This is a genomic window from Imperialibacter sp. EC-SDR9 (genome assembly GCF_902498805.1).
Taxonomy (GTDB): domain Bacteria; phylum Bacteroidota; class Bacteroidia; order Cytophagales; family Cyclobacteriaceae; genus Imperialibacter.
Genome location: NZ_LR701583.1, coordinates 71,591 through 96,202, shown reverse-complemented (window position 1 = coordinate 96,202; position 24,612 = coordinate 71,591). Strand labels below are relative to the sequence as shown.

The following is a 24,612-nucleotide window of genomic DNA, read 5'->3' as shown; positions in this document are numbered from 1 at the left end:
CTAACGATAAATAATGCTGCCCTAAAATATGTAAAATTATTGGATCAGGAAAGATCAATTATTTCCCAAAATAAGAGGGAGCCCGTCCTTTGCACTACCAATAACTACAATTTTTGCGTTAGGAGAGTTGGCTAATTGTTGAGTGGCTTCAATACCCCTCATCTTAAGCAACTCGTCCGTCAAACTGCTGTTAATAATTTTGTTAGCGGCAGCTTCGCCTTCTGCACCAATTCGTTTACGTTCTGCCTCACTTTTTTCTCTGTCGAGTCTGAACTGATAGGCCAGTGCTTCCTGTTCTTGCTTCAGCTTATTTTCGATAGCAAGCCCTATTTGCTCCGGCAGTTTGATCGACCGGATAAGTAGTGCTCTCATTTGAATATAGTTTCCTTCAGCACCTAATACTGCTTCAGTTTCAGTTTTGATAGCGCCTTCAACTTCAGGTCTTTTGGTTGAGTATATTTCTTCCGCTGAGAACCTGCCCATTACCTGACGAACGGTAGACCGCACCTCGGGCACAACCAGTCTGTTGACATAGTCTTGCTGGAAAGTCTCTTGTATATACCCGATTTTGTCGAACATTGGGTGAAATCTCACCGAGATATCGACGCTGATAGACAAACCGTTTCTGTCAAGCACATCGAGTGTTTCTTCCACTTGATTTTCGGTTACGTCATATACGAACAACTCATTGTAGGGTGCTTTCACATGGAAGCCTGGCATTTGAATATTTTCCTTGTCCATTCCTTTTCCAAATTTGTAAAAAAGAACTGCTCTTTCTCCAGGGCGTATTGTATAGAAGATACTTGATGAAAGATAGATGAGAAGAATGACTGCGATAAGTAAGACAACGATGACGGGGACAAAACGACGATTTTCCATGGTTTGTGATACTCTTTAAATGTTATGCTTGATGAATTTTACCGAAAGGTAGGTAACTATATATCAATACACGTTTTATTACAATAAAATTCTGTTTGCTTCAAATAATTTGAGTGGTCATAAAAGATCATTCTGGATAAAATGAAAAATTTGTTTGCAAAGGCCCTCCTTTATTATATCAAACTTCAGTTGAATCACGGAAAAGATAGCTGTAATATCTGACATTGAAAATGATAGTTGTTCGTTTTAGTTAACTTTCAATTACATTTAATGTTTGTGGAAAATCATCAAAGCATTTTTTTCGGATGAAGAGTAAATGGAGGTTCATAGTTGGTGCGGTGGCAGCCGCCGTCAGTTTGGTTGGGTATTGTGCCGATGCGCAGCGTTACAGGCTTGCGTGGTCCGATGAATTCGATTATAAGGGGTTGCCCGACAGCACTAAATGGACCTACGATGTTGGTGATGGGTGCCCTGTGTTCTGCGGATGGGGAGGCTCTGAAGAGCAATATTACACCTACAAGCGAACCAACAATGCGAGAGTTGAGTCAGGCTATCTCGTAATTGAAGCACATCAGGAAAAATTTGGAGACGCTGACTACACGTCGGCCAGGGTAGTTACCCGTGGAAAGAACGAGTGGCTATATGGAAAAATTGAGGTGAGGGCACGGCTCCCGGGTGGCTCTGGCACTAGTCCTGCCATATGGATGCTCCCTTACTTCGACGACAGGCCTGTGAAGTTACCTGAGGACGGGCAGTTGGACATCATGGTACATACAGGTGCTGAGCTGGACGTGATACACGGCATGGTTCACACTTCGGCTTATAATTTGTCTCTTGGTACCGAAAGAATGGGACACATACAGCTAAGCTCGGTCGATAAGAGATTCCATACTTTCTCTATAGAGTGGACTCCCACCAAAATCGAATGGTTTGTTGATGGGAAGAAGTACCACAAAGTGGTGGATGACGGCACAGGAAAAGATGGCTGGCCATTTTTTAACCCTTTTTATCTCATTCTCAATTTGTCTGTAAGCCAGGGGCAGGGCTTGGAGTCTACCAGTTGGCCCCAGCGGATGGAAGTAGATTTTGTTAGGGTATATCAACGAAAACCGAAGAAACGGCCTCAGGTTGATGAATTTATGGATGAAGGTTTTTGATGAAGTATAGCCATTCATGTTAACAGCACCTTATATAAGAACCATACTGTTTGTTATTCTCTAGGAGGACTAAGCATAATATGTGCTCTGTGAGTACCAGGGTTCATGATCCATGGCTGCCCTGCAAATTCGGGTTTTGTTGGAAGGCCGGTTGACTCAGAAGTTTCAAAAGGAACATACACCACATATCTTAAGTAGCCATTAACCACCTCACCGGAAGCCCAGGTAACATCGCCATCCTCAGCATTGTAAACATAGAGTGTACTGCCCTTGGGAATATTTATTTTCCCAGCTTTTGTTTCAGTTTCTCTGATGTCGAATATTTCCTGCGAGGTTTTGCCTTCCTTTTTTAATTCTCTGCCTCTCGCCATAAACGGATCGAGGTCCTTTTGATAACACGCCACATTGAAGCCTTTTGAATTGGGGTCGTCGGAGAGGCAAATTAGCCCATTTGTTCCCTCACGGAGGGTGATGAACTCTCCTGCACCATTGTAGCCGTAAATTTTGGCTCCGTCCTTAAGCTCCGTTGGTGCGGCAAGCAAGGCTGTTTTCATTTGAATATCTGATGAGGGAACGTCCTGACCAAAGCCACTGACGTAAGTAAGAAGTAAAAGACCAACAAGTGTAATCGTCTTCATAATTTTGATTTTTAGAGGATGCACAACCCTGGCGTAGGAGGAGTATGCCTGCTCATTCACTAGCCGCCAGGGGTTTAGTTAGGTGAATTTAGAAAAAACTTAGGTTATTATTGGCCTTGCTGGTTGTATTGTTTGTCGAAACACAATTCGTAATAAGACCTCTAAGCAGTGTTGGGAGACTATTGGAGTTTTCATTTGTCGAATTTGGGATACACTTAGGCATCTTCCGGTCTTGCCATTCGTTAATTTCGTTGTACAATTAACTCCTTCCATCAATCTGAGTGAGTTTTTTTATGTTCAAAAATTCGCTTTTAGGAAGTAAAAACGTTGCATGAGTATTTGGTCAAAGTATAAGGAGTTGGTAGCGTCAAGGCTATCAAATGGGTCTGTTCCTGATGTAAAAGGAGTGGGATATTGGCGAGACAAGCTGTTTCATGTCATAGTACTCTACACATTACCTGTGTGTATGATTGCCTACATACCAGCAATGGTTCTATGCTATTACCTTGATCAGCCCTATATAGCATTTTATGACAGCCTGGCTGTAGCGTTAATTGTAGTCGTTACGTTTTCAACGAAACTAAGTCTTCGTTGGAGAAAGCTCTTGTTTGTGGGCACAATGTACCTACTGTCAATCACCCTGTTGTACTATATGGGGGTATACGGGCCTGGTCTTCTTTATTTGTTGTCTACCGTCATTTTTGTGAGTCTCATTTACTCCAGCAAACTGGCATATTGGTGTGTTGTTGTCAACGCAGCTATCTGTGTTCTTTTTGCGGTTTTTATGAACCTTGGTTTGATGGATTCTGCTCTGGTGAATATTTACACGCCTGAGGCCTGGCTGGCTGTAGCTTCAAATCAGGTGCTGTTAAGTGTTTTGTTTGCAGTCTCTATTCAGATACTCACCTCGGGCTTTGCCCAAACACTTGAAAAGGAAAGTATGCTCAAGGAAAATATAAAAAATGAGGTGGTTGAATCTGAGAGGCTTGTCAAAGAGCTGAAAATCAAGAACGAGGAAATGGAGCAGTTCACTTATATAGCTTCACACGATCTTCAGGAACCCCTCAATACCATACTGGGCATAACTGAAATACTTAAGCTGCCGAGTTCAAAGAAAGGAGAAGGAGATTTTGAAAAGAGCCTGGATTACATTTCTTTTTCGGTCGAACGATTGAAGCTGTTAATTAAAGGGCTTTTGGACTATTCCCGCATTGGCAGGCAACTGGCAGTGGAGGAAGTTAGCAGCGAAGAGGTGATAAAAAATGTTGCCAGCGACTTGTACTCGGCCATCTCAGAAAGTGGCACAAAGGTGCTGATTGATGAGTCAGTCAGGCGCATGGGCCCGATAGCAGTTTTTCTGCTAGACTTCAATCAGTTGTTTCAAAACCTGATCAGTAATGCTATTAAATTCAGGAGCATGTCTGTGAAACCTGTTATAGAAGTGTCAGTCAAGGAACGAAGTGATTTTTTTGAATTTTTAGTGAAGGATAATGGCATAGGAATAGATAAGGATAATCTCGATAAGATATTCGTTATTTTTAAAAGGGCTCACAGTGATGCCTCTTACGAAGGGACCGGAATAGGGTTAGCATTCTGCAAAAAGATAGTGGAACTCCATGGAGGTCAGATTTGGGTGGAGTCAAAAGCAGGCAGCGGAAGTAGCTTTTACTTTACTATTTCCCGGCATCTCGCAAAATGATGGTCAGACTACATTGAAGTTATTTATTGTTGTATTTCTCGATGTGATTGACATGCAGAAGACCGCCCATCCTTTTCATATAAATATTTGAAGGAAAATTTATGTTTTGCCAATCCACAACTGCTAGTTTCGTGCGTATATAGGATTGAATCCTATTATGAATAGACTACTTTTCTATCTTTTCTGGTTTGCATTTTTTTTAACTCCAACTCTGGCCATTTCTCAAAATTGCCTGGAACAGTTGGACAGCGCCAACTACTACTCAAAAACAGATAGGGTCAGGGCGTTGTACTTTGCAGATCAACTCATCTCAAGGCTCGACTCCGGGCTTTGTCAGAGGGAGGTGGGGTACGCAGAGGCATACAATAATATTGGACTTATTTACCTGGGCTTTGCAGAGCACAACAGGGCCATCAGAGCCATTCAGAACAGCCTGAAGCAAGAAGTGGAGCAATATGATAGCCTGAGCCCCGGGCTTATCAAGATATGTTTGAACCTTTCCGTGGCTTATCAGAACAATAGCGACTACCTGGCGGCTGAATCGTATCTGCTTTGGGCAGACTCGCTTGTGCGAAAGAATTATTCCGAACAGAGCCCTATATACCTGGACGCCACTTACAAAAATGGACTCTTCTATATGGAAGTTGGTCAATATGAAAAGAGCCGACTCCAGTTTGAACGGGCACTCAGGTTAACCTCGCAGTATTTTTCAGAAAATGACTCCATAAAGGGAGCCTTGCTGACCGAGTACGGGACACTGCTAAGGGACATGGGTGACTATGAGGAAGGTGAAGTTGCCCTGAACCAGGCGATAGAAGCGCTTAAGGGAAAGAATGAGGTCATGCATTTGCGGGCACTTGACAGGTTGGCAGCGATAAAACTTGATCAGGGAGAGTTTTCTGCCTCGGAAAACCAGTTGCTAAGCAATTTGCAATTGAAAAAGGAGCGCTATCCCTCGGACTCACTGTTTAGAATCGAAACACTTAATAGCCTGGCTGTATTGTACTTTAAGGTCAATGACCTTGTGACCTCAGAGGCATATTTTGAGAACTTGTTGAACTATGCAGGTAGCAGGACTGAAATATTGCCCTACGTGACCAATAACATAGGGGCTATTTATTCAAAGAAGAAAGAGTACAAACAGGCTTTCATCATGTTTCAGGAGAGTGCTGCTGCGATGCGGGAGTTATATGGAGGCGTTCACCCCGATTATGCTAACGTGCTGAGCAATTTGGCAAATTGTCAGAAAAGCCTGGGAGACATCAATAGCGCCCTTAATATCTATATGAGAGTGCTTGACCTGGACAAGACTATTTATGGCCCCGAAAACCCCAGGTATGCTACTACACTTAACAATATAGCACTGATTTATCAGGCGTTTGGGTATGTAGAATTGTCGGAGAAGCTTTTGAAACAGGCACTGAAGATCAGGAAGGAGAAGCTGGGGGAGAAACACCCGATGTATGCGAAGAGCCTCAACGACCTCGGCGTCCACTTTTTGAATAAGGGCGACACACTTCAGGCTCTCGGGCATTTCGACCAAGCACTAAAAACAGAAATTCATCACATGCAGTCGGTGTTTCCTGTGCTCACTGATCAACAAAGGCAGCTATTTTTTGAAGACATTAAGTTTAACCTGGAACGTTTTGCGAGTATTTCTTTCGGGAAAAGATATTTTGAAACAGAGTGGACGGAAAAGGTTTACAACTACTATTTGAACACGAAATCAGTATTGTTTTATGCGGCCGACAAGATGCGGACTACCATGTTGGAAAATTCAGATCCCGCCGTGAAAAATAGCTTTATTAAATGGAGAGAGGCGAAGTATACGTTGGCTCAAAGCTACCTTCTTTCCGAACATGAGCTGGCGCTGAGGGGGATCAATATTGCAAGCCTGGAAGATCAGTGCAACAACCTGGAGAAAAAAATGGCGCTTCTTTCGTCAACGTTCTCCTCTCAGAGTGAGCTCTCTTTCTACAGCTGGCAAGATGTAGAGAAGAATATTGCAGATAGCGCTGTTTTAGTAGAGGTGATTGAATTCAGGAACTACTCACTCAAGCTGGGTAAATTTGGTGCGGAACAGGGTTTTGACGACCAAAGCAGCTACGTGGTGTTCATTCTCCAGGGAGGCTCTAACCAGCTGAAAAGGATCAAGCTTGATGGCAGTGAACAGCTGGTGGATCAGTATAGTTTCTATAAAAATTCCCTCAGATACGGCCTTGAAGATGCTTCTTCCTATAATGTATTCTGGAAAAAAATTGACAATGAAGTTAAAACAGACAAGAAGGTTTATTACGCCCCGGACGGCATCTATCACAAGTTAAACCCGGCCGTTTTGTATGATTCAGCCACACAGCAATACGTGTCGGACAAGTACAAGCTAGTGCATATTACCAGCGGCAAGGACTTTATCCAAACTGGTAAGGTTGCTGCGAACAAGCTTTACACAGCGGCTATTTTTGGTAATCCGGACTTTAGCAGCCTCAATTTGACTGAGCCACTCAATGCATTGCCGGAAGCGGAGCGGGAGGCGGATGATGTCACTGAGATTCTGCAGGGAGGAAAGTGGAAAGTGTCGGACTTCTATTACCTGAATGCAACAGAGAGCAACCTCAAACTTAATCAGGATCCCGGCATACTTCACCTGGCAACTCATGGCTATTTTGAGGAAGACAGCAAGCGGCAGAGTGCGTTGCTTAACTCAGGCGTTTATCTGGCCAGAGATAAGAGCACACAAGAGGATGGAATATTGACAGCCTATGAGGCTATGAACTTAAAGCTTGATCAAACGAGGCTGGTTGTGCTCTCGGCTTGCGAAACGGCACTGGGAACGGTTAAGAATGGGGAGGGTGTTTACGGCTTACAGCGTGCCTTTTTGGTAGCTGGAGCAAGCAACCTCATTATTTCTCTGGTAAAGGTGAATGACACCGCCACCAAAAACTTCATGAACATGTTTTATTCAGAGTTTGTGAAAGAGCATTCCATCGAGGACTCTTTTTTCACAGCAAGACAGCGTTTTAAGGAACAATACCCTGACCCATTTACCTGGGGTGCTTTTATTCTCGTAGCGAAGAAGTAACTACAACATCACTATTATTTCGTCGCCTGGTTTCAAGTCTTCTTCGAGCTGATTTATTTCGTATATGAGCTCTTCAATGGTTTTGAATTTCCTGGCGATCGATTCAAGCGACTCCCCAGGTTTTACTGTGTACAGAAAGAAATTATCATCTATATCTTTTTGATTGATCAGGTTGCGCATGCTTGGTGTTCTGTGCTCGGCGTCAAAAACCCTCAGCGTATGGCCTTCAGCCAGGTCACGATTGTCGATACCATTCCATTCTTTAAGTTTGTTTGAAGCGATGCCCAAATTCTGCGCCACCGACTTTAGATCCAGCGACCTCATCACCAAAAACGTTTCGGGCTTATTATAGATGACCTGAGTTTCGGTGTGAATAATAATTTGGGCTCGCCTGTTAAAGAACCTGGCGTACCATGAGTCATTTTCTGAAATCGGCTCCTCTTCCCCGAAAGCGAATACCCTCATTTTGGCTTCGGGTATCCCTTTCGATAGCAGGTATTTCATGATAGAGACACCCCTTTTTTCGCTCAATGTCCTATTGTAATCCTTGTCGCCTCTGCTGTCGGCATGTGTCTGAATGTCAATCAGCGCAATATTGCTTTCTTCAAACTGCCTCACCAGGTCATCGAGTGCCACAAAAGTCTCGCTTCTTAAATGCGAGCTCCCATAGTTAAAATAGACTTTTTCGTAAGCATACTCATAAAAGCTCCCCGCTGTATCTACTTCATTCACTACTGCCCGCTGCTTGCTTGTCGTAGTAATGGTGTATTTGTTTGAGATACTGTCGGGAGATAGCAAATATGCAAAACGGCCAGACTGGTTGGCCAGTGTCAGAATATCAGTCCGGGAGTCAATGGTCAGCCTGACAAGCTCTCCAGGCGTTACACCAGCGCCGTGTATATTGATAAGCTCCGTTGTTGTATTGAAAGTTGGTGGGGCCGAGTCTCTCCCTGTTGGAAAAAAGATATCGTACCCCTGGTAGTCGTCCATCCGGAAAGTGTAAAGATCAAGTGAGGAGGCTGTGTAATACTGAAAGTCGATAATGGCATCGTTGGTCATGATGTACTCAAAAAACTCCTTAAGACTGCCGTAAGGAAAGGTCATGACGTCAAGTTCTTTGCCATCTCTGTTAGATGAGAGATAGCCGCTTTTTCCCAGGAATAGATAGGTGTCGTCCAGGGTACTATTGAAGGGCACCCCCAGGTTATATACTTTCGGTTCGAAAAAAGATAGCTGCTTAGCCAGGTACAGATCGAAGCCGCCGTAGCCCGCCAAGCCGTTGGAAGCAAATGTGAGGCAGCTATAGGCAGGGGAGTAGAAGGGAGTTATTTCGTCGCCCTGCGTATTGATTCTTTCCCCCAGGTTGATAGCCGTTGTCCATCTGCTGCTGTCAATCCGAAGACTCATCCAAATATCGAGGCCGCCCTGACCTCCGGGCCTGTTGGAGGAGAAAAAGATGGTGTCGGCGCTTGCTGTAACAAAAGGATGCTTTACATCAGTGCCAGGCATGTTGATAGTAGTGTCAAGCTCCGCAGGCGCTGTCCAGTTTTTCCCATCCCAGGTGGTAACCAGCACTTTGCAGGTACTCTCTTTATTGCAGTCGCTGTAGTAAAACGTGCGTCCGTCAGCAGTAAATGAGCCAGTGCCCTGCGACCATCGGGTGTTGAGCTTTTTGAAAAATGAGGTCTCTTTCCATTTATCGTTGTTGGCTTTGCCGTACGATATAAGACTGGGCAGGTAGTCGCCAAATTTAGGGTCATAGTATTGGAGAGAGTGTACTTTTCGGGTTGTGGACATCACAAGGTTGCCATTAACAGCCCACTCTATTACCCCAAGGTCGTTTTGATCCGAATTAACGTCTGTTAAAGAAGTGAGTTTATACTTGGGTTTGGCTCGCTGGAGCCTCATGCCCAGCTCACAACCAGCCTTCTGAAATTTAACCAGCGACAAAAGCTTTTGCTGGCTTGCTGGTTCTAGTTGCAGGAAGGTGCTAAAGATGGAGTCCGCAGCCTTAAAGTCTCCCTTGATCTTTGTCAGGAACCCATGGTAGTAAATGGAGGACGGTTGATGAGGGCCGGAAACCAAACTCAGCGCACTGAATTTCTCTTCCGCCGTGTTGTAGTTGGTACTCTTTAAGTAGCTAAACGCCTGCCGGTATCTCGACTCAAGGTCGCTGGGAGAAAGAGAGATAACCTTTTCGTAAAACTCCGCTGCCTCAAGGTACCTTTCTGCATCGTAGTATTCGTCAGCCACCTTTTTTAGTTTTTCGACAGACTGACCGGAAACATGCAGTGAAAAAGCAAGCAGCAACGCAGACCAAAAAAATTTCATGTCTTAGAATATTGGGCTATTAACCTTGAACGGGTTATTGCGGAAGTTGAAGTCATATCCCAAAGATACTTCAAATGATGGTGCAATTTGACCATAAATCTCGTTGTTACGATAAGTATTCGAATTGAGGTCGTAACTAATGCCGACACTAAAGTCATTGATTTTGAGCCCACCCAATACAATGAATGAATCAAACAACCGGTACCATGTGCCCACTTGCAGGGTCAAGCCAACATCGGACATGGTGCTATTGATCTGATGGGACAGGTAAGTGCCGAAGTTTACCTGATAGCTTTGTGATGAGTACGCCACCAGAAGGGAAGGGTGTACGTATGTTTTCGGCGTTACTATAAACTTGGCGTTTGATACCAGCTTGAATAGTATCGGATTATCCGAAAGGTAGAGGCCGCCAAACCGACTTTTTGGAGTATTGAGGTTGTCGGCAGAGAGCCCAATAGTAAACGACCGATCCCTGAACATCGCATTGGGATTGTCGATGGCGGAATATAAAACGCCAAAATTGAAAACAGGGTGGTAAGACGACAGTTTGCCAATGTCCTCAGGGTTTTGTGTGTTGTCGAAGCCGATATAGGGGTTGTACTGCGAGCCCCATTGTAATCCATTCAGAGAGATTCTTGTTTGTGTAACGCCTCCCTGCAACCCAAAGATCAAGGTATTGTTCTTTAGTCTTTTTAGCTTGAGTGCATAGGCGCCCGTAAGTAATATTTTTTGTGTAGAGAAGGCACCCTGAATGCCCTGGGTTTCCTTAAAGAAAGTAAGACCCGCACCACCAACCTGAAATTTCCTGCTTGTATTTTGAAAAACAGGGTAGGAGACAGTGGCCTGACTGAGGTCGTGAAGGGAACCATCGCCTGCCAGCTTGCTTTTGTTGAAGTTGATTCGTGCGGAGAGATACGGGTTTGTTCCTGCAAACGCCGGGTTAACAAAAATAGCGCTGGAGTAAAACTGCGAAAACTGCCCACCCTGGGCTTTTATCTGTCCAATGAGCAGAAGTAGAATAAGGCCGGTGAGTGTGCTTCTTTTCATCGCAGTAAAATGAATGATCCTTTTTTACTGAATGACCCTTGTGGCGTAACCACCTGAATGGAATAGTAGTAAACTCCTTCTGAGGCTGTGGCACCACCGTTTGTAGTTCCGTCCCAACCCAGCTCGTCAAGTACCGCATCGGTTTGATTGACGTTGTACATTTCTACATTGTAGCCGTCCCAGATCGCCATTGTGAACCGTTCGACAGGAACCCCGGCAAGAAATGGCCTGAAAAGCCTGTTTTCTTCCAGCGCCGCACGGGGTGCAAATATGTTGGGTACGAAAAACGCAGGCCCGGAGCTCAAAGGCATTCTGCCAAGGCTGACGTACTTGGGCTCGTTTCGCAGTACCAGGGTTTTGGCAGAGGTCAGCATGCCGTAAGTCAGCGAATCGGTGTCGGTGAGTGAGCCTATGCCCAGCTGTAAATACTTCCCCTCTTCAGCATCTAAATGAGCTACTACCGGCCCATACCTGTGAGCCCGTATGGTTTGGGGGTTCACCAGCGAATTTAGTTCGAAGCCGTCAAAGTTAACCTCCACAGTGGTGGCCAGATTTTCTTCGCTCTCTTTGGTAACAATCCACTGCACTTCATCCGCTAAGCCAATCAGCGAATCACCGGGGATCAAAAGAGAAGCGTCAGGAATAGTGATTTCAACAGCGATTTTATCTCCCTGCGATGTTTGAAGGAGAGAGACACTGTTGAAATAACCATTAAGCCCCATTGGATAGTAGAGCACATTTCCGGCCGATGTTTGACTTATTTCCCCCTCAATATAGCTGTCGGCTGAACCACCGGCAATCCGTCCGCTTGCTACATGAACCCTAGTGGACTGGGGAAAAAGATAGCCTTTTGTCATATCCAATGTGCCGGATATTTCTAATGCACCGGCTGAAAGAAACAGGCTGGCCTGCTTGTTCAGCGAAAAATTGGTTGCTGCGACTTCATTTCCAGTCAGCGCCTGGTCTGCAGTGCCCACAAACTCGAGCGAACCGGCCGAAGTATTTTCCCCGAAGTCTACATCCTTGTTAAATAAAAAGGTACCCTGATTCTGGAGCTTGCCCTGGAAGGCGGCTTCATTGCTGAAATAAATGGAGGCATTTCCTTCAACAAACAAGGAGGCATTGGGCTGTAGCGTAAACGGTTGAGCCAGGCATTGCACACCTGCAAAAAGGATCGATATGAAGAAAAGAATACGCATCTCTATTCCTGACTGGAAGTAGTGGCTTTAGCTGTAGATTGGATGAGAAGGTCAAGTTTTGCTTCGAGGGCCTTGAACCGCTCGTCGTTGGAGGAGAGCTGGACTTTCATTTGGGCCAACTCATTTTCAAGCCCGGAGACTCTGGCGTGTTCTTCTTTGAGGGCTTCAAGGAGGATGGGGATGAGGCCCTGGTAGTCAACTGCGAGAAACCCATCAGGCCTATTCAAAATGAGATTCGGGAATACTTTTTCGACCTCTTGCGCTATGACACCGGTTTTTAGTTCCTTGCTGAGGGAGTCAGATTTAAGATAGTAGTTGTATCCGTTTAACTGCATCAATTTCTCCAGTGAACTATCGAGTTGGGTAATCTCCTTCTTTAGACGTTTGTCACTCAAAAGGACAATAATAGTCGTTGCACTAACAAACCTACCTTTGGCGTCGAAAGTTAAGCTATTGATTGCGGTAGTTGCTCCTCCGCCTACTGTGGTGCCGCCTGGAAAAAGGGTAGGCATCTCCAACTGATCTGTTGTTATTTGAAGGCCGGATGTGCCTGATAAATTGACTGCTAGTGGCGTGCCAGCCCCTCCAGATAAGCCATTTCCAGCTACTGTAGCATTCAAGTCCGCTGCAGCGATAGTACCATCGGTTATAAAACCGGTTGTTACTGAATTCTGCGAAGCCAACGCCCCAAGTGCGTTCCAGCTGGCTCCAGTACCATTGGTTGTAAGATATTCGCCGGTATGGCCGGTTTGATCTGGTAGCACGCCAATCGGACTAAGATCGACTGGACTAAGCGGGAAGCCGGATATTGTCAAATTGGTGCCGGTGAGATTTAGCGTTTGAAGCTCATTTGACGGGTTAGAATCACCATCATTTACATTATCAGTGCCAGTGTCCCAATTGGTACCATTCCATTTAAGCACCTCCATTGGGTTGGGGGAAGTGGCGGTCAGATTGAAACCAGTTCCTCCACTAATGCTTAATGTATTTCCGGAAATTGATATATCCTGCTGGTAAGGGCTTAAGTCAATGTTTGTGGCCGATCCGTTGTTGGTGATAGTGAGTGTATTCGCTGTCAGGTCCAGGTCTTGAATCTCGTTGGTTGGGTCAGCATCTGCATCGTTAACATTTAGGGCCAATGTTGATCCAGATGACAAAGTGATATTTCCTGCCGTTGCGTCCGTGCTGATGTCTTGAATTTCATTGGTTGGGTCAGGATCTGCATCGTCGACGTTAAGAGCCAATGTTGAGCCTGACGACAAGGTGATATTTCCTGCAGTTGCGTCAGTGCTGATGTCTTGAATCTCGTTGGTTGGGTCAGCATCTGCATCGTCGACATTAAGAGCCAATGTTGAGCCTGACGACAAAGTGATATTTCCTGCCGTTGCGTCGGTGCTGATATCTTGAATTTCATTGGTTGGGTCAGCATCTGCATCGTCGACATTAAGAGCCAATGTTGAGCCTGATGACAAGGTGATATTTCCTGCAGTTGCGTCAGTGCTGATGTCTTGAATCTCGTTGGTTGGGTCAGCATCTGCATCGTCGACATTAAGAGCCAGTGTTGAGCCTGATGACAAGGTGATATTTCCTGCAGTTGCGTCGGTGCTGATATCTTGAATCTCGTTGGTTGGGTCAGCATCTGCGTCGTCGACATTAAGAGCCAATGTTGAGCCTGATGACAAGGTGATATTTCCTGCCGTTGCGTCGGTGCTGATGTCTTGAATCTCGTTGGTTGGGTCAGCATCAGCATCGTCTAGCGAAAGCACGTCGATAGTAAGGTTAGGGTAGGTGCCGCCTATGGTTACATTTCCAGCACCGCCATCGGCAAGCACTACAGTCTGGTCGGGAGCAGCGTTTGTTACAGTGTAGTTTATTCCCGAAGGTGTAACCGTCATTCCTGTGCCGGCAGTGATTGTTTGTATCTCATTTGCAGTGCTGGCATCAGCATCATTCACCGACGGCACGTCCAGAGTAAAGTTAGGATAGGTACCAGTAATCGTTAGAAAACCAGAGCCTCCATTGTTAAGCGCTACTGTTTGATCAGGAGAGGTATTCGTTACCTGAAAATCGTCACCTGTTTGAACGACAGATATACCTGTCCCGGCGGAAACAGTTTGATCTTCATTATTTGGATCCGCATCGGCATCATTGACAGATGGTACGTCGAGTGTGAAATTCGGATAGCTACCGGTAATTGTAAGATTGCCGGATCCACCGTTATTGAGCGCTACCGTTTGATCGGGAGCAGCATTTGTTACAGTGTAGTTTATTCCCGAAGGTGTAACCGTCATTCCTGTGCCGGCAGTGATTGTTTGTATCTCATTTGCAGTGCTGGCATCAGCATCATTCACCGACGGCACGTCCAGAGTAAAGTTAGGATAGGTACCAGTAATCGTTAGAAAACCAGAGCCTCCATTGTTAAGCGCTACTGTTTGATCAGGAGAGGTATTCGTTACCTGAAAATCGTCACCTGTTTGAACGACAGATATACCTGTCCCGGCGGAAACAGTTTGATCTTCATTATTTGGATCCGCATCGGCATCATTGACAGATGGTACGTCGAGTGTGAAATTCGGATAGCTACCGGTAATTGTAAGATTGCCGGATCCACCGTTATTGAGTGCTACCGTTTGATCGGGAGCAGCATTTGTTACAGTGTAGTTTATTCCCGAGGGTGTGACGGTCATTCCTGTGCCGGCAGTGATTGTTTGTATCTCATTTGCAGTGCTGGCATCAGCATCATTCACCGACGGCACGTCCAGAGTAAAGTTAGGATAGGTGCCAGTAATCGTTAGAAAACCAGAGCCTCCATTGTTAAGCGCTACTGTTTGATCAGGAGAGGTATTCGTTACCTGAAAATCGTCACCTGTTTGAACGACAGATATACCTGTCCCGGCGGAAACAGTTTGATCTTCATTGTTTGGATCCGCATCGGCATCATTGACAGATGGTACGTCGAGTGTGAAATTCGGATAGCTACCGGTAATTGTAAGATTGCCGGATCCACCGTTACTGAGTGCTACCGTTTGATCGGGAGCAGCATTTGTTACAGTGTAGTTTATTCCCGAAGGTGTAACCGTCATTCCTGTGCCGGCAATAATCGTTTGTATTTCGTTACTGGCATCGGCATCAGCATCATCCACATCATCCCCATCGGCTAGGTCGGCGGGCACATTCCCAAGATCACCAAAATCACCACTAAAAAGCGTAGGTAGATTCGCTAGGCTGTTGTAATCGCCATCAAAATCGTCGGTTACATCAGTATCATAATTAGATAAGTCAACCACGACTGAGGTGGGGTCGTTGGTTAGTTTGAGCTCCCCGCCGCTGAATTCAAGTGATTGCAGTTCGTTTTCAGGGTCAGCGTCGCTGGTAGTAATAAGGCTGCTCAAATCAACTGTGTTGCCACGGTCGATGGACAGGTTGGTACCCTCAAAAGTCAGGTTCTGCTTGTCGGTGTCGATGTCGGCCAGGTCAACTTCGTTAGCGCCTGACACTTTAAGCAGACTGCCATCAAGAGATAACGTTTGAAGATTTTGTGATACCAGCAATTTATTCCATGCCGATCCGTTCCAATAGTAGAACAATCCTTCGGTGTCGTCAAATACCATCAGCCCTTTTTCCGACGCCTGCAATTGCATGGCTAGTCGTTGGGAGGTAGTAAGGCGGGGAATAAGAAGGCCCTGGTTATTGTTGGGTGAAATGAGTTGAAGGACAGCGTTGGGATTGGGTGTGGCGGTGTTGATGCCAACAGAATTGCCCTGGGAAAATGCGTCAGTAGACAGTGCTACAACAATGAGCCCGGCGAGGCCCAAATAGTGACTAAAACGGTACATAAGCTCAAAGGTTGGTACACAAAACTATTTCAATGTAACCGAAATTGTGATATTTTAATAGAGCTGGTCTGATAAAATTACGAGATGCACATAATTTCATACAAAATAACCCCTTTCCAATGTTATAAATTATAACATACTTGGACTATTTAGGGATTTTGAAAAATGGCTCTGAAATTCGGTATACCCCGTTTTAGACTATCTACGAAGAATAAGCGGATACTGGATGTACCCCTAGCGTAGTGTTATTTACCTAATTATTTTTTTGACCCTGTTTTTGCTGTTATTTCGGGCGAAAAATAAAGTCAACCTCATAATTCCGGTCGTTTCTAAGCACAAAACCATTGAAGGTGCACTGTGAGTTGCCACTCACATTGGAGACCTCAAAGAACCCTTCAATAACAATTTCCTTTTTGCTTCTGTATTCAATAGGGAAGAAGTATTGAAGTCTGTTATTCCTACTTCCAAACCACAGCTTGTCCGACTCTGCTGTAAAAATGGCCTGCAATACATCTGTAGTTTGTTCCTGAAACTCATACTCGCTGCAATCGCCGCATTTCAAATAGCGGGATACAAGGATGGTTCTTTCATATAGGCTGTCTTTCGAAAAGGTCAACTCAAAGTTTACCTCCAGTCGGCCGGAGTCACCTGCGCTGTAGTTGAACTCCGGTATATCCTGATTGAATAAACAATCCCAATTGAAAATGGTAGTCTCCTCTCCCTCAAACACGTATTTGTTTGACACCCAGGTGTGAGCGGAAAGTAGTTCATGAGGTGTAATGATAGTGTCTTCCTTGCTACAGCTGAGCAACGGAAGCAAGAAAACCAGTAGCCAGCGTGTGCGTTTGAACATAGTATATTGAATCTTGTGAGACGAAGCAAAGTAACCTTTACAAACCTGTGTGCTTGGTGAGAAATTTGAATCGTTCGATAAAGTACCTTTTTTTATCAATAAATGTTGTGACAACGTATGACACAGGCTGGTTGCATATCTTTAGCAATATTTACCCTGGTAGCCAAAGTTTCCGTTGCCGTTCAAATTCTACATTATCATGCCGTCACTTGGACAGTAATCACAAAAAATACAAAGGATCAAATGAGCTACCAATAATTGATTCATGTTTCACATTCAAATGCTTGCTCAGCAGGGTAGAGTAGATAGCTCTGAAATCAATCTCATAAATTAAATCCCCATTCTCGTCGAGATTTGAAAGGTCGGGCATGGTATTGATCAGGCCTTGTTGTTTAAGATTGTCTCCAATGACAAAGGCTACATTTGCAGTGCCATGATCCGTCCCCTCACTGGCATTTTCTTGCACTCGCCTGCCAAACTCAGAAAACGTGAAAATCACGGTCTCCTTGAATTTGCCGTTTTTAGTTAAATCATTTACGAATGATTCGACGGCATCGGCGTAAATACTTAGACGAGTCTCTTGAGTTTTGCTCTGATTTTGGTGAGAATCGAAACCACCCAATGAAGCATAATAGATCGACGTTTCGGATCCCCCAATAATTAAATCGGCAATCAGTTTTAGATCTCGTCCCAAACTAGTGCCGGGATACTCCCTGCCGCTTGGAGATTGATCCATCTTTCCTTTGAGGTAAGCTATAGAAGAGTGGGTGTCTGCAATTGTCTTATACAGGTAGCCAAGGTTGCCTTCAGACAACATTTCTTTACCATCTCCTGCAAAATTCTTTGACAATGAATTATAGATTTGACTATTCATTGATCCGAGTGAACTCCCGGTGGCAAATCCATTTACCTTCTCTCCTTTTAATGCAAATGAAAGGCTTGAGGTTGCCTCTACGGCACCGTGGGGAGGGTAGCACTGAGCGTCAAGATACCTGCCTATCCATCCTGACGACAGATATTGATCCGAGTCAGAGGCGGAATGCCAGATGTCCATCGACCGAAAGTGTGACCTGTTTGGATTGGGGTAGCCAACAGAGTTGATTATCGCCAGATGGCCCTGGTCATAAAGTCGCTTAAATGGCATGAGGCCACGATTTAATCCAATTTCATCATTTAGAAGAATAAGGTCACTTTTTGGCAAGCCTATCTTTGCCCGGTTTTGATAGTACAAGTCATTATTGAACGGCACGAGGGTGTTGAGGCCGTCATTTCCTCCTGATAGCTGAATAATAACAAGGTTTCGGCCTTCGAACGTAATTGACCCACTACTTTCGAAGGGTTTAAGGAAAAGCGGGACGAATGCAGCTGATGTCGCAAATGATGTCCTCTTTATAAACTGTCTTCTTTTCATGCTTTCTAATAAGTTTGGTATTCGGGTAGACTTAGAACAGCCAGCGTAAATTCCTCAATTGAGTCGGTCTCGTTAAAGGAGTATTCATAGTTCTGAAGTGTCAAAGGGTTGCTTTGCAATAAAAGGCTTAGAATTTCAACATGAGGAAGCTTTTTCACATCTTTTTTAAAGAAATCCCAATCTACAGAGGAAAAGAGGTTTCGTTTGGAAGGGTCACTTTCTAAGAAAGTGTCTTCGTCGCCATCAGTATCCTCCCAATCCAGACTGCCATTGTTCAATATCAATGATGGGAGTCTAAGTCGGTAAGCAAGAGTGGAGTTGTCAATCCACGTTTTCCCTCCAGGCCACCCTGCTACATTTGGAGGATAAAATAGTCTTTGATTTAGAGCTTTTTGAGCTCTCAGGAGGCCGTCTTTCTTGGTGTAGCTAACTTTAAAGGATTTGCTTAGCCCCACTACTAAGTCAATCGGTGATTTGATATTGCAGCCGATGTTGTTTTGGGAGTAAAACCAATCGGACGTAAAGATGAACTCCATAAGCTCCGAAATATTGTAGTTCCGCCGGAATACATCGGCCATTAGTTCCACAAGCTTATCGTCCACTTGCTCATTAACAAATGACTTATAAATCTTTTGGCAAATGAAGATACTCGTTTCCTTTTGTTCAAGGATTATATCAATTATGCCATCTCCATCAAGGTTGCCGGTAACCCCCTTGAAGGTTTTTTGAGAATTGTCATGTTGTTTTGTGTTGATAAAAAAGTCACCATCTTTATTGGTCTTCCAGCCAGTAAAAGCCTTTGCTACTTCTTTGATGTCCTCCTCCGTGTAATTGCCTATACCAAGAGTAAACAACTCTAAGAGTTCTCTGGCAAAATTTTCATTAGGGTGTTCCTTTTGATTTTGTCCGGTGTTAAGAAACTGCATCATCGCCGGCGACTTGGAAGCCTCCCTCAGAAGGGTGCCAAAGTTCCCAAGTGCATTCTTTCGTATGGTATTAACCAGGTCTTTCAGGTAATGTGCGTTTCCAATATTGCAAGCAAAATGTCCGTGCCAAAGGAGTGACATTTTCTCATTCAGAACATAGTCTGAAGAGATGATCTCAGTGAGCCAGTCAAAGTTTAGGTACTGTTTCTGTTGTTGCTTAATTCTGGAGGGGCTGATTTTTTTCGGAGGTATTTCATCCTTAACGAATTCCTCACTGCGCAGCTGCAATTGAGTCACCTCTCTTGGTTTTAGCAGTTGCTTGACGAGGCGGGCTCTTCCCCGTTTAGTAGCTCTTTTTAGCTCCTTGTTGGTAATACCAAAACCAGCTCTCCAATAAAGATGTTTAACTTGTTGTTGCGTCATTCTACCCATAACAGTAAAATTTTCATGCCTGGTTTGATGATCAGTCCGAGCAACAACTCGGACAAATAGCTTGCCAGTTGGGGTCAGGAGTCGCCAATTATTAACTATTTCGTATTCGCATCATTGATCTCCACCCAGTAGCCATCGGGGTCTACGATGTATATTTGGCTGGCACCATCGATACGAACATTCGATTCGCCAGGCTTGCCCTGCCAGCTTTCAAAAGGGATGCCTACTTCGTTTAAATGTTTCATGTAGGGTTTGATATCTGTTGTATGCAGACAGATGTGCATGTTCTTTTCCATCTGGATTTTGCTGTTATCACCCTGTATAATGTGTAGCTCTTGCCCGTTGCCGAGGTAGAACCAGCGGTGTCTGCCATCTTTGATCGGACAATCCATTTCTTTCAGGCCAAGGGCCTTCATATAAAACTTAGCACTAACGTTCATGTCTTTAACGTAGAGCGCATAGTGATCGAACGATAGAGGGGGCAATTTCTGAGCGGACTGGGCAAAGCTGCCAGCGCAGAAAATAAGTGACGCAGCGAGAATGGAGAAAATGTGTTTCATGTTAAGTGTTTGTTTAAGGACAGTTTAATTGTGGCGTGTTCTGCCAGTTTGATAAAGAAATATAAGCCACAATCTGGTAATTCCTTGGGTTCTTTCTTTCTTTAATCAACGGTTCGTTGCCTGACTCAAGCGAATCAATTTCAGGAGTGACCCGAAGTACAAGCTAGTACTTTTATTGTTTTCATGACAGAAAAGAAGGTTTTAACCGGGCTAATTGTGATTTGCACCCTGCTTGCCTTAACGGTACAGCTAGTCGGTGGCATTTCTGGAAATGGCGCAATAACCGACTTGCCCATTATGTATTGGCCGCTGGGCTTTGGAATGGTGGCGTTGTTGTTAGTCGTTCCTGTGTACAATACCTACGAATGGCTAATGTCCTTCAATGACAGAAAGAAACTGACGCTGGTTTTTCTTATTAGCGTTCCTTTCGGTCTCTCATTGGTTTTGCTGGCACCGGTTGTCGCTATTCTTTTCGAACGATTGTTTAGGGTCAATGAGCACTACCGTTTTGAAAACCTTGGTTCGATCTACGCTGCAGGTTGGATTTCCATTTTACCTGGTATGATGTTCTATTTCCTGCAAATACTTTTGATGATGCTACTAAGGCAGAAGTATCAGATTGTAAGGGACAAGGAGAAGGTGCTGGAATTAGAGAACGAGTTAAAGGAGGGAGCGCTGAGCAGCTTGCAATATCAGCTACGACCACATTTTCTTTTCAACTCGCTCAACAATGTCGCCATGATGGTTAGAAAAGGCGAAAAGGAAGCCTCAGTCGATGCTCTGGTGAGCCTGAGCACTATTTTATCAAAAGTGATGCGACGGGACAAGGAGCAGATGATCAGGCTTCAGGAAGAACTTGACCTACTTGAGAATTTCATCACAATTGAAAGGCTGAGGGATGATAAAGTATCCATTTCTGTTGATGTGGTGGATGGAGCGAATGCTGCAATGGTGCCTGTGTTGCTCCTACAACCCATTGTGGAAAATGCTTTTAGGTTTGCCAGGGAAAGTGGAATTGCCGAACCCACGGTGCGCATAAATGCAGCAGTTGTCGGGCAATCCGTTCAACTAAAAGTGTTTAATTCCGGTAAAGGGCTCATAGGTTGGACACTGACGGACTCGTCGGGCATCGGCCTTATCAACACTATTCACCGGCTGCGCTATATTTATGGTACCAACTTCTCGTTCACCACAACGGATTTCCCCGGTGGAGTAGAGATAGTTATTGAAATGCCCTCAAAATAGAAAAGCATTGAAAAGAGTCCGCTGCTTGATTGTTGATGATGAAAAAGGGGCCAGAGAAGGTCTTTTTCTTATGCTGAAGGCTTATGAGCAGCTTGAGGTTGTTGGAATATGCACTAATGGGCTTGAAGCTATTACGCAAATTGATACGCTACGCCCCGATCTTGTTTTTTTAGATATCCAAATGCCACAGGTAAGTGGGTTTGAAGTTGTCAACAGCCTTGAACCGCCCTTGCCGGCTTTTGTATTCATCACAGCCTTCGACGAGTATGCGCTCAAGGCTTTTGAAGTGCATGCGCTCGACTACCTGCTCAAACCATTTACCAAAAAGCGGCTTGACGAAGCTATCGCACATGTTAGTATGTTTTTGGATAAGGAGAAAGGGGTGCCAAAAGAGACACGCCGAATAGTTAAATTACCTGCTGACAACGCCAGCTCTGATGGTGTAGTCGATAGTGATGAATTGTCAGACAAACTCGTCATTAAGACTGATGGCAGGTTGTATTTTATCGAATGGACTTCCGTTATCTGGATACAGGCTTACGACTACTATGTGAAGGTGCACACAAAGGATAAGTATTACCTGGTGAGGGAAAGCATGAAAAGCATGGAAGCCAGGTTGCCTGCGCCTGCTTTTCTGCGGGTGCACAAGTCCGGCATAGTGAATACTTCCTTTATTCATTCCATTGAACCTGTGGCGAACAACGACCATTTGATCACGCTGCAGGGTGGAGTCAAAGTAAAGTCGAGCAGAAGTTATTCAGCCTCCCTTCAAAAGTGGCTTATGTGATCGGTTGGCTGCATAGGACTGACGAGTTACTGCAATTATTTTGGAGGTGCAACCCTCAAATGGTTTGATTTGGCCCATGATCAAAAACTACTTTAAAATTACTTTCAGGGTTTTCAAAAGAGACAAGATTTACTCTTCGATGAACCTGCTCGGACTTACAGTGGGCATTACTGCCTCCCTTTTGCTGTTTGCCTATAGCTACAATGAGTCACAATACGACCAGCATCACGAAAACAAGGACAGAATCATTCGGATAGTGATGGACGTCAATTTTGGCGACGATACACGGGCGGTGGCTGTGGTGCCGGCTGCGTTGGGCAACTTTATGAAAGAACATGCCCCTTCGGTAGAGGAATATGCCATGCTGAGGTCGATTCCTCATGCTGGCTTTCAGGTGGTGAAGGGCGATGAAGTGGTGGCCGAACATGGGTTGTTCTACGCCAGCCAGGGGGTGCTGGACATGTTTACCTACGATTGGCTTGCCGGAGATAGGGCTACGGCACTTGTGCCTCACAATACCATCGTGTTGAACCGGTCGCTGGCTGAAAAGTATTTTGGCGAAGTTGACAAAGCAGTCGGTGGGGTTATTTCCAGAGACGACGGTACGCAATATAAAGTGACCGGTGTAATTGAAGATGTAAACCAGAAAGGGCACTTTACGCCAAATGCCCTGGTGAGCCTTTGGGACGATTCAAAACCGACCAACTGGAGAGATTGGAACTGGTGTACTTACCTGTTGTTGTCAAACCCAGGTGAGGACTTCACGCCTGTGTTTCAACAGGCATTTGATGAAAACATGGCACCGGAGCTTGAGCAGCAAGGAGGCGGCAAGATCACTTTTTCTACGCAGAAACTGACGGACATCTATTATGCCTCCAGGCTCGAATTTGAAATGGAACCCAACGAAGGCAACAGAGCATTTATCCAGGGCTTTACCATCGTAGGGGTCTTTCTACTGCTGCTGGCCATCATTAACTACGTTAACCTTGTCACGGCTCAGTCCCAAAAACGAGCCAGAGAGGTAGGCGTGAAAAAGGCCTTTGGCGTCAATTCCAATGCGCTCAGGATGCAGTTTTTCACCGAAGCTTTTGCCCATGTGCTGCTGGCCACCCTGTTTTCCGCTGTCACACTAATTTTCATGAACCCGGTTTTCCGGCACTTCACGGGAGACAGCCTGCCCGCAGAACTAATGGCAAGCTGGGAAGCGCCGGTTTTGGTGGTGTTCTTTATTTTGATGATCAGCTTTCTCTCAGGTGCTTATCCCGCCATTCTCATTTCCTCTTTTCAACCGGTGCAGGTGCTCAAAACCAATGCTGCAGGCAAATCAGGAGGAGGCTTGGCCTTACGAAAGGCACTGATCGTATTGCAGCTTTCGGTGTCGCTGTTAATGATAGTGGGGATCACCGGCGTATATACACAGCTAAGATTTATCAGCGGTTACAGCCTGGGCTTCGAGAAGGAGCAGGTGCTGTTGTTTAATTTACCGAATGCTGCCATTGGCAACTATCATCCTCTCCGGGAAAGATTGATGACTTACACTCAAATTGGCGGAGTAGCCTCGATGACAGATGCGCTGGGAGAAAAGCCACCGGTAAATGACTTTACTTATGAGACCGACGAAGGAGAGAGAACGGAGATCATACAGCAGCTGTGGGTGGACGAAGGCTTCTTCAAAACCATCAAAGTGCCCTTGCTGGCGGGACGTGATTTTCGCTATCGGGCAGAGAACGATACTACTCAATCAGGAGTTTTGGTCAACAGGGCCTTTGTTGAGCACGCAGGCTGGCAGGTGGCAGATGTGCCCGGCAAGCGCCTTTGGTCGCATGATTGGGGAGACAGAATTATTGGTGTGGTGGAAGACTTCCATGTGGTTTCACTACACGATAAACTGGAGCCTTTGGTGTTTCGTTACAACATGCCGTCTCGAAATATGTTGGTGCGCTACAATGGCTCTTTCTCAGAAGCAATGGATATCATCCAGGAAGCTTCCAGGGAAGTGGCAGGAGAAGAATTGCCTGCCTGGACGTTTCTTGATCGCAAGTTTCAGCTTCAGTATGAAGAAGATGAAAAGAGAGCTAATCTCCTGGCTGTGTTTACAGGTATTGTCATCTTCATTGCCTGCTTAGGCCTGCTTGGTGTCACAGCCTATGAGGTGAGGCGGCGAAATAAGGAAATTGGCATCAGAAAGATACTCGGGGCGAACGCTTCAGGCATTCTTCTGCTTTTCTCCCGGTCTTATGTAGCGCTTATTGCCTGGGCGGCCTTGCTGTCCATCCCCGTGGCCAACTACCTCCTGACCGAGTGGCTGCAAAGCTTCGCCTACCGTATAGAAGTGGGATGGTGGATGCTGGTGCTGCCGTTGGTTGTTCTTGCTGGAATTTGTGCAGCGGTTATCAGCATTCAGTCGGTGAAAGCCACGAGGGTTAATCCGGTGGAGGTGCTGAGGTGTGAATAAGAATTGATCTTAAGATTGTGACCAGTTTAGTGTCGGACTTTTACATTTCAGCTCTTGATGTTAAATTGAAACAAAAAG

The 24,612-nt window shown here is 45.2% G+C and carries 16 protein-coding genes; 6 read left to right on the top strand and 10 right to left on the bottom strand.

Translation table 11 applies throughout. The features are described from left to right. Positions 1-54 precede the first annotated feature (54 nt). Positions 55-879: a prohibitin family protein gene (locus GC130_RS12555; RefSeq protein WP_151998666.1), complete on the bottom strand. Its 825-nt coding sequence runs from the start codon at positions 877-879 to the stop codon at positions 55-57. Between the two features lie 305 nt (positions 880-1,184). On the opposite strand from GC130_RS12555, the gene GC130_RS12550 reads away from it, so the two are divergent. Continuing rightward, positions 1,185-2,036: a family 16 glycosylhydrolase gene (locus GC130_RS12550; protein WP_151998665.1), complete on the top strand. Its 852-nt coding sequence runs from the start codon at positions 1,185-1,187 to the stop codon at positions 2,034-2,036. Between the two features lie 53 nt (positions 2,037-2,089). Here the strand turns inward: GC130_RS12550 and GC130_RS12545 are convergent, their stop codons facing one another. Then, positions 2,090-2,674, bottom strand: a complete 585-nt coding sequence (locus tag GC130_RS12545; RefSeq protein WP_151998664.1) for a hypothetical protein — start codon at positions 2,672-2,674, stop codon at positions 2,090-2,092. 331 nt (positions 2,675-3,005) lie between these two features. On the opposite strand from GC130_RS12545, the gene GC130_RS12540 reads away from it, so the two are divergent. Together GC130_RS12540 and GC130_RS12535 are read left to right on the top strand one after the other, a co-directional pair. Beyond that, positions 3,006-4,373 carry an ATP-binding protein gene (locus GC130_RS12540; protein WP_151998663.1) on the top strand — a complete coding sequence of 456 codons (1,368 nt, stop codon included), beginning with the start codon at positions 3,006-3,008 and terminating at the stop codon, positions 4,371-4,373. A 157-nt stretch (positions 4,374-4,530) separates the two neighbouring features. Beyond that, positions 4,531-7,452, top strand: a complete 2,922-nt coding sequence (locus tag GC130_RS12535) for a CHAT domain-containing protein (RefSeq protein WP_151998662.1) — start codon at positions 4,531-4,533, stop codon at positions 7,450-7,452. On the opposite strand, the gene GC130_RS12530 is transcribed toward GC130_RS12535, so the two are convergent. From GC130_RS12530 to GC130_RS12495, 8 genes are all read right to left on the bottom strand, one after another. Then, the gene (locus GC130_RS12530) at positions 7,453-9,783 is read right to left on the bottom strand and encodes an OmpA family protein (protein WP_151998661.1); all 2,331 of its coding nucleotides are present in this window, start codon (positions 9,781-9,783) and stop codon (positions 7,453-7,455) included. It lies immediately after the preceding gene. Between the two features lie 3 nt (positions 9,784-9,786). After that, positions 9,787-10,830 (bottom strand): PorP/SprF family type IX secretion system membrane protein, encoded by a 1,044-nt coding sequence (locus GC130_RS12525; protein WP_151998660.1) that lies wholly within the window; start codon positions 10,828-10,830, stop codon positions 9,787-9,789. Further along, positions 10,827-12,029 (bottom strand): hypothetical protein, encoded by a 1,203-nt coding sequence (locus tag GC130_RS12520; RefSeq protein WP_151998659.1) that lies wholly within the window; start codon positions 12,027-12,029, stop codon positions 10,827-10,829. Before GC130_RS12520 ends, GC130_RS12525 begins: the two co-directional genes overlap by 4 nt. Positions 12,030-12,031: 2 nt before the next feature. Then, positions 12,032-15,865: a tail fiber domain-containing protein gene (locus GC130_RS12515; RefSeq protein ID WP_151998658.1), complete on the bottom strand. Its 3,834-nt coding sequence runs from the start codon at positions 15,863-15,865 to the stop codon at positions 12,032-12,034. Between the two features lie 283 nt (positions 15,866-16,148). After that, the gene (locus GC130_RS12510) at positions 16,149-16,718 is read right to left on the bottom strand and encodes a hypothetical protein (protein ID WP_151998657.1); all 570 of its coding nucleotides are present in this window, start codon (positions 16,716-16,718) and stop codon (positions 16,149-16,151) included. Between the two features lie 220 nt (positions 16,719-16,938). Next, the gene (locus GC130_RS12505) at positions 16,939-18,129 is read right to left on the bottom strand and encodes a DUF1501 domain-containing protein (RefSeq protein WP_151998656.1); all 1,191 of its coding nucleotides are present in this window, start codon (positions 18,127-18,129) and stop codon (positions 16,939-16,941) included. A 5-nt stretch (positions 18,130-18,134) separates the two neighbouring features. After that, positions 18,135-19,487, bottom strand: coding sequence for a DUF1800 family protein (locus GC130_RS12500; protein WP_151998655.1), 1,353 nt, complete (start codon positions 19,485-19,487; stop codon positions 18,135-18,137). Positions 19,488-19,582: 95 nt separating this feature from the next. Next, complete coding sequence (locus GC130_RS12495; protein WP_151998654.1) at positions 19,583-20,047, bottom strand: VOC family protein; 465 nt, start codon at positions 20,045-20,047, stop codon at positions 19,583-19,585. 183 nt (positions 20,048-20,230) lie between these two features. Between GC130_RS12495 and GC130_RS12490 the strand changes: the two genes are divergently transcribed. The 3 genes from GC130_RS12490 to GC130_RS12480 all read left to right on the top strand — a co-directional run bounded on the left by GC130_RS12490 (position 20,231) and on the right by GC130_RS12480 (position 24,534). Then, positions 20,231-21,292: a sensor histidine kinase gene (locus GC130_RS12490; RefSeq protein ID WP_151998653.1), complete on the top strand. Its 1,062-nt coding sequence runs from the start codon at positions 20,231-20,233 to the stop codon at positions 21,290-21,292. Between the two features lie 7 nt (positions 21,293-21,299). Then, positions 21,300-22,079: a LytTR family DNA-binding domain-containing protein gene (locus GC130_RS12485; RefSeq protein ID WP_151998652.1), complete on the top strand. Its 780-nt coding sequence runs from the start codon at positions 21,300-21,302 to the stop codon at positions 22,077-22,079. Between the two features lie 76 nt (positions 22,080-22,155). After that, on the top strand, positions 22,156-24,534 hold the full coding sequence (locus GC130_RS12480) for an ABC transporter permease (protein ID WP_151998651.1): 2,379 nt from the start codon (positions 22,156-22,158) through the stop codon (positions 24,532-24,534). Positions 24,535-24,612: the final 78 nt, after the last annotated feature.

Coding starts and splice junctions, on each gene's coding strand:
- GC130_RS12555 (WP_151998666.1), bottom strand. CDS start 879: ATGGAAAATCGTCGTTTTGTCCCCGTCATCGTTGTCTTACTTATCGCA.
- GC130_RS12550 (WP_151998665.1), top strand. CDS start 1,185: ATGAAGAGTAAATGGAGGTTCATAGTTGGTGCGGTGGCAGCCGCCGTC.
- GC130_RS12545 (WP_151998664.1), bottom strand. CDS start 2,674: ATGAAGACGATTACACTTGTTGGTCTTTTACTTCTTACTTACGTCAGT.
- GC130_RS12540 (WP_151998663.1), top strand. CDS start 3,006: ATGAGTATTTGGTCAAAGTATAAGGAGTTGGTAGCGTCAAGGCTATCA.
- GC130_RS12535 (WP_151998662.1), top strand. CDS start 4,531: ATGAATAGACTACTTTTCTATCTTTTCTGGTTTGCATTTTTTTTAACT.
- GC130_RS12530 (WP_151998661.1), bottom strand. CDS start 9,783: ATGAAATTTTTTTGGTCTGCGTTGCTGCTTGCTTTTTCACTGCATGTT.
- GC130_RS12525 (WP_151998660.1), bottom strand. CDS start 10,830: ATGAAAAGAAGCACACTCACCGGCCTTATTCTACTTCTGCTCATTGGA.
- GC130_RS12520 (WP_151998659.1), bottom strand. CDS start 12,029: ATGCGTATTCTTTTCTTCATATCGATCCTTTTTGCAGGTGTGCAATGC.
- GC130_RS12515 (WP_151998658.1), bottom strand. CDS start 15,865: ATGTACCGTTTTAGTCACTATTTGGGCCTCGCCGGGCTCATTGTTGTA.
- GC130_RS12510 (WP_151998657.1), bottom strand. CDS start 16,718: ATGTTCAAACGCACACGCTGGCTACTGGTTTTCTTGCTTCCGTTGCTC.
- GC130_RS12505 (WP_151998656.1), bottom strand. CDS start 18,129: ATGAAAAGAAGACAGTTTATAAAGAGGACATCATTTGCGACATCAGCT.
- GC130_RS12500 (WP_151998655.1), bottom strand. CDS start 19,487: ATGGGTAGAATGACGCAACAACAAGTTAAACATCTTTATTGGAGAGCT.
- GC130_RS12495 (WP_151998654.1), bottom strand. CDS start 20,047: ATGAAACACATTTTCTCCATTCTCGCTGCGTCACTTATTTTCTGCGCT.
- GC130_RS12490 (WP_151998653.1), top strand. CDS start 20,231: ATGACAGAAAAGAAGGTTTTAACCGGGCTAATTGTGATTTGCACCCTG.
- GC130_RS12480 (WP_151998651.1), top strand. CDS start 22,156: ATGATCAAAAACTACTTTAAAATTACTTTCAGGGTTTTCAAAAGAGAC.